Genomic DNA, 4979 nt, shown 5'->3' with positions numbered 1-4979 from the left:
TCCGGTATCCTGGCGATCGACGTCGGGTCGGGGTCGGTGAAGGCGGCGTACGCGCGGGTGACCGGTGCCGGGTCCGTAGAGGTGCGCCCCGTCCGGATACCCCTTCCGGAAGGGGCCGACGCATCGGAGGATTCCGGGCTGTTGATCAAGAGCGTTCTGGACAGGGCGGCCGGGGCGATCGAGGCGGTGAAGGCCGCGGTCCGGTGCGGGCCCCGCGACGTAGTGTGGATGGCCTTGCCGTCGAAGCTAGTGGAAGTCGTCGACCTCCGGCTACCGCCGATGCCCCTGAAGGAGGCGTTAAGTTACCTCCGAGTTCACTGGGACATGGAGTTTCGCACTCCGCTCGAGGAGGCGGTCGTCCAGTACAAGTACGAACCGTCCCAACGGGGGGCGAGGTTGCTGGTCGCAGCTTCGAGAAGAAGCGCGGTCGCGGGCTTCCGTCGGCTCGCCTCGCTGGCGGGGCTTAAGTGCCGGCTGCTCGAGCCGGAACATATGGCGTTGCTGCGGCTCGCCCTGTACCAGGTAGCGGTCAACTTGGCCGGCGGCGTGGCGCCCTCCGCGGGCCGCGGCGGGTTGCCGGCGGAGGTCGTGGAGGCAGCGGACAGGCCGGGATCGTCGGTTGCATGGGCCGTAGTGGATATGGGCTACTCGTCGGCCAGGGTTGTGGCTTATGGGCCAAGAGCACCGCTGTTCTATTCCGAGATACCGGTCGGGGGGTCCGCCCTCGACGGGTTGCTGGCGGAAGCATTCGGCACCGACAGGCGGACTGCGGCCGAGATCAAGAAGGACGCAGGCCTATTCGAGCGCGGCCCGGGCGCTCCGCACTCGGTAGTCTACCCCGCAGTCTTAAGGCTCGTGGAACAGGTGAAGCGTTCCCTCGAGTATTACCTCATCAAGAACGATGACGTGTGGCTTGCTGGGTTGGTCCTCGCCGGGGGCCTTGCGTCGATGCCCGGGCTTAAGGAAGAGATCGAAAGGTTGCTAATCGATTCGGTGGGCTGGAGAGCCGCTAGGGCGAGCTCCCTCGCGCGGGTTGCGGCTGCCCCCGGAGGGATCCCGTTCACCGTCGAGCTCGCCAGGTGTGGCGAGGTGCTGAGCCAGGCGACGGGAAAGGGCGACGGGCATGCCGGGGACGCTGACCGCCTTGAAGCGGGGCCTTGCGGCCGGATCGGCCCGGAGTTCGCGTGCGCGGCCGGGCTCCTGCTGCGCGGGCTGTCGCAGCTCGGGGGGGCGCGCGAGCTGTGATTCCCGAGTTCGACCTCCTGCGGGGAAGGAACATCGCCCGGGGTGGTCCGAAGCCCTGGTTGTCCGCGGCCTGCCTTGCCGTCGTCCTGGCCTGTCAGTTTGGCCTGCTGCGCGGGCTCGAGGTCGGGGTTGCGGCGGCCGAGCGGGCCGTCCTGGGCCTGCGCGCGGAGGTCGCGCGCCTGGAGTCCGAGGTAGCTCCCGTCGCTCGCGAAGCGGAGGCGCTCGCTGCCGCGGTGAGAGCTCACGACGATCTGTTGCGGGAGAAAGAGAGCTGGCCTAAGTGGGGAGGGTTCATGTCCGCCCTTGCGGCTCTCGTAAGCGGCGAAGGACCTGGCCCGGTGCCGGTCGGCCTCGTGGTTACCGAGGTCACTCTCGGGATAGAAGGCGCCCGCGACAGAGGTGGCGGCGCCAAGCTCCCGCAGGCGGCGAGCGGGGTCCCGACCCCGGGCGCGGAGTGCCTGGTGTCGGGCAACGCGCGGGAGGTCTCGGACGTGGTCTGGTTTGTAGAGAAGCTTCGCGAGCTTCCCGGGGTCGAACGGGCCGTTCTGGTTTCGGCGGAGATCCCGGACGCGAAGGGCAGGCCCGGGACGCCCGGCGAGACGGGCGCGTCGCCTGCCTACCGCTTCACTGTGAAGGTCCGGTTCGGCGACCTCGCGCCCAGCGCAGGAACGGTCTAGCACCTCGCCGGCCTTCGGCCCGGCGTGCGGCACGCACGTGTGCCCGAGGCCGGGAAACCCCTTCCTAAAGTGACTCAGGGCCTGGCGGAGCCCGGGAGATGCGGGAGAAGATGAGAAGGCTTGGCGCGAGAACTGCGTTCCTGGCGGCCTGCGGGTTTGTGGCCGTGGTCTTCCTGGCGCGCGCATACTCCCTGATCAGTGCGGCAAGGCAGCTCGGTCTTCAGAGGGAGAAGCTTTTGCTGCGTCTCGGCGAGCTGCGCGGTCCCGGGGCGCCGGACCTGTCGAAGAGAGCAGTCGAGCTTTATCGCGAGAGGTTGTCGCGCCCGGAAATCCCGGTCGTAGACGATATCGATGCCGCGTTCGTGCTGAGGGAACTGGGAAAGAGGGCCGCCGCCAGCGGCGTCACGCTCCAGCGGGTTTCGATCCTGGACGGACCACAGTCTCCTCCAGACCGGGGCGCCGCCGCTGTCCCGCAGCAGGCCGGGACCCCAGGTGAAAAGCTGCCTGAAGCAGGGACAAATAGAGCCGAAAAGCCCGCGGCGCGCGTCGATGCGGCCTTGGTCGACAGACCGGCGCCCGGCCGGACGCGCGCGTCGTTCGAGGTCAGGTGCGCGGGCACGCTCCGTGCGCTATCGGAGTTCGTCTCTTCGGTTGAGCGCGGTCTCGGAGTGCCGGACGGGTCGCACGGGGGGACGGTCGCGACGCAAGGCGCCTCATTTCCCGTGATAATAGAGGTGTCCAGAATATCGCTCATCCCGGGCGCAAAGGGCGCGACCGCGCCGGCCGGGACCAAGGGGCAGCGCGTGGAGGCAGGGGGCGAGCTGGTCTACCAGCTTACCGCGGTGGCATACGTACATGCCGTTTTGCCGCCTCCGAGCGACCCGGAGGGCGGCGCTGTTTCGGTGGGCAGGGATCGCGGTTTCCAGGCTTCGAGCTCGACCCCGCCCGGTGCGGGAGGTTCGCCCGGGCGCGGGCCGACCATGCTCGGGCCCTAGCATTGCTCCCCCGCGGGGCATCTCTCCACCCATACCTGCGCCGCACCCACGCGCGGGGGCAGGCGGAGCACGCATAGGGGTTTTCGTGATATGATAAGCGGGCTCTTGCACGTGTTTCGTACCCATGAAAACCCGGGGGCCCGGCATCGCCTATCTTTGGAGGATCCTTTTCCAATGTAGTATTCATCTCGTGAGGTATCGCGTCCCGGCGTTGCCTCGTGACGCGGTCCGATCCTGGCGCCGTGTGGAATGCGGCTCCAGAACGGTTTACGACTCTTCGGGCCGAAGAGGCTCGCTTCCAGCTTGTCGAGCTTTTCAAATCACCGCCTTGCCCCTCCGGCGCCTGCTCATCCAGTGCGCGCGGCTCAACGTCATGCTGACGACATATACCAGCCAGCGTTGCCTGCGATGCCATCCAGTCGGAGCGAAGCGACGCTGATCCAGTATCATGAACCCTGGTGGTCGCCTTCCCGTGGATTGTTCCTCGCCTTTCTCATGGATTCCTTTTTTGGGATTTCACCCTACGGTTGGCCGATCAAACGCTTCCCCAGAGGGCTGGGATTGTTCCCCGGCAAACGCATTATGTTCCGGGTGCGGACCCTCACAAACGGCATGGCTCTGACGAATGTTTATTAATGAGGAGTCCCCATCAAGGGCAAACCCGGCGAAAGCCGGGGACGCAAAGCTGTGGGGCCTAAGGCGAAACGCTATGGCAGTCCGGCTGCTGGGGATGGAAAATTCCCGGCTTGCCGTCTGCCTGGAAGGGGGTACGGCAAGCCGGGAATTCGTGTTATGAGGTGTTGATGGGGCAAAACCGTAACTCGGAAGGAGGTAAGTTGTAACGTGAAGAGGTCGCTCAAGGCAGTTGCGGTGCAAGGTTTGGTTCTTGCGTTCCTGGTGACAATGGTGGGTGCCGCCCTGGCGGCCGGTGAAGAGACGACGGCTCCTGGTGCGCCCGACCAGCCCACGCTTGAACCGGGAGACGGTGCCAACGCGTCCTCCGGCGCCGATGCGGTGGTCCCGGCCAAGCACCGGGTACGTCAGCGCATTAAAAATAAAGGGGAAGAGTTCCGCGTGCGTCTGGAGGAGCGCCTGGGTGCCGAGTTCGAGGGGGAAAATGAGGAGGGTGAGTTCGAGGACGAAAATGAGGATGAGGCCGAGTTCGAGGGGGAAAATGAGGAGCAGGCCAGGGAAGCCCCCAAGGGGTTATCTAACCGGATAGCCAGGCTGGAGGCCGAAGTGGTGAAGAACCCTGGTGACGCCAAGCTACTCTGGAAGCTGGCTGTGGCTTACCGGGCAGCTGGAGAGTATGACAAGGCCATCAGCGTGCTTAAAGAGCTGCAGCAGCTGTCGACGGATGGCGCGAAGGTGGCGGTCGCGCTGGCCCTTTGTCTTCGGGCCAAAGGTGACGCCGAGGCTGCGCTCACGGAGCTGGAGCAGCTGGGCACCACCGTGCCGGGTGCCGTGTATGCCTACCGGGCTATCCTGAAGGAAGAGCTGGGAGAGCTGGAGGGAGCAGTTGGGGATATGGAGGATGCGGTTTCGACCAGCCCCGACGAAAAGGACCTGTACGAAAAGCTGGGCGAGCTATACGAGAAAGCCGGCAAGCGCGAGGGCGTGAAGGTGTTTATCAGGGGGAAGAAAATGACCTTTGACGTCCAGCCGGTGATCATGCAGGGCCGCACCATGGTGCCCGTGCGGGCCATAGCGGAGGCGCTGGGCGCTCAGGTTGAGTGGGACGAGGATACCCGGACGGTCGTGGTGCTCAAGGGCGATAAGGCGGTGCTCGTCCCCGTCGGGTCTCCCCAGGCCCGGGTCAACGGGGCGGAGGTGGCCCTGGATGTTCCCGCGGTCATCGTGGGGAACCGGACCCTGATCCCGCTGCGGTTCGTTTCCGAGAGCCTGGGAGCCTTCGTGGACTGGTTCGAGACCGGCCAGGTGGTGGTGATCAACTGAGATCGTGCCCGCTTCGGGCAGGAGCCCCGTGGCATTGCGTCCCGGGGCTCTTCTTTTTGTCGGGGCGAGGTGGACGCGGCAATGTTGACATCCTTTGTTAGGTGGT

The 4979-nt window shown here is 65.8% G+C and carries 4 protein-coding genes and 1 riboswitch; all 4 genes read left to right on the top strand.

Going from position 1 to position 4979, the window contains the following annotated elements; genetic code table 11:
* Positions 1-1245, top strand: a 1245-nt coding sequence (gene pilM / locus AB1609_15390) for a pilus assembly protein PilM (GenBank protein MEW6047838.1), incomplete at its 5' end; no start/stop codon positions are given.
* Positions 1242-1922: a hypothetical protein gene (locus tag AB1609_15385; protein ID MEW6047837.1), complete on the top strand. Its 681-nt coding sequence runs from the start codon at positions 1242-1244 to the stop codon at positions 1920-1922. The genes pilM and AB1609_15385, both read left to right, overlap by 4 nt.
* Positions 1923-2032: 110 nt before the next feature.
* Positions 2033-2917 carry a hypothetical protein gene (locus tag AB1609_15380; protein MEW6047836.1) on the top strand — a complete coding sequence of 295 codons (885 nt, stop codon included), beginning with the start codon at positions 2033-2035 and terminating at the stop codon, positions 2915-2917.
* A 644-nt stretch (positions 2918-3561) separates the two neighbouring features.
* A riboswitch (cyclic di-GMP riboswitch) is annotated at positions 3562-3646 on the top strand.
* Between the two features lie 114 nt (positions 3647-3760).
* Positions 3761-4873 carry a stalk domain-containing protein gene (locus AB1609_15375; protein MEW6047835.1) on the top strand — a complete coding sequence of 371 codons (1113 nt, stop codon included), beginning with the start codon at positions 3761-3763 and terminating at the stop codon, positions 4871-4873.
* Positions 4874-4979 lie beyond the last annotated feature (106 nt).

The organism is Bacillota bacterium (assembly GCA_040754675.1).
Lineage (GTDB): Bacteria > Bacillota > Limnochordia > Limnochordales > Geochordaceae > Geochorda.
Note: the sequence above shows the minus strand (reverse complement) of the source record. Positions and strands in the feature narration are given on the sequence as shown.